The 713-nt window shown below is 71.0% G+C and carries 1 protein-coding gene and 1 pseudogene; one reads left to right on the top strand and one right to left on the bottom strand.

What is annotated here, in order from left to right; all coding sequences use genetic code 11:
- Positions 1–227, bottom strand: a pseudogene (locus B7767_RS36820) (serine/threonine protein kinase); the annotation flags it as partial.
- Between the two features lie 195 nt (positions 228–422).
- On the opposite strand from B7767_RS36820, the gene B7767_RS36815 reads away from it, so the two are divergent.
- Positions 423–698, top strand: coding sequence for a hypothetical protein (locus B7767_RS36815; RefSeq protein WP_085575811.1), 276 nt, complete (start codon positions 423–425; stop codon positions 696–698).
- Positions 699–713 lie beyond the last annotated feature (15 nt).

Genomic DNA, 713 nt, shown 5'->3' with positions numbered 1-713 from the left:
CCGCCGGGGAGGGGGCGGGCCGCCGAGACCTCGCGCGCGAACCGGGAGCGGAACTCCTGGTCCTCGGCCAGGTCGGGCCGGATGACCTTCAGCGCGACCCGTTGCCCCTTCTTGTCGGAGCCCAGGTAGACCACGCCCATCCCACCCGCGCCGAGCCGTCGGTGGAGCCTGAAAGAGCCGACGACGCGCGGGTCCTCGCGCCTCAGGCGCATCATCGCCATGTTCATCCCCGCTGCCCGGTCCTGTGACGTGCCACAGCTTACGTTTCCACGGCCGCCCGTGCGCAGAGGCCGCGCCCTCTCGGAGCGGTGGATTGTCAGTGGTGGGTGGGAGACTTGAAGAGTGGTCAGGGAACGCGCGGGCAAACCTGGTTCGCGCGGCTGGTGCTTCCAACCACCCGACGGCGAAGGGGGATTGATCGCATGAAGGGTGACCGCGTGGAGATCGTCGTGGACGCGGGAGACACGACGCGTACGTACGAGGTGGTGGCGAGCAGGGCGGGGCGCCGGGTGGAGACGGCGGTGCGGCGGGGGGTCGTCGAAGTGAGCGAAGTCACCCGGAGCGGCACGGTCGTGCGGACCGCCCGATTCATGGCGAACCGGGTGCTCGCGCTGGTGGAGCAGCCGGTGCCGCGGGAGGACGGCTCGGAGAAAGCGGGGCAGAGCGGGCGGCCCTTCGGGGATGTCCCTGAGGCGTAGGACCCCGTCTCCACC

The sequence above is a fragment of the Streptomyces sp. 13-12-16 genome, assembly GCF_002114215.1.
Taxonomy (GTDB): domain Bacteria; phylum Actinomycetota; class Actinomycetes; order Streptomycetales; family Streptomycetaceae; genus Streptomyces.
This window is presented reverse-complemented; position numbering and strand designations above follow the sequence as displayed.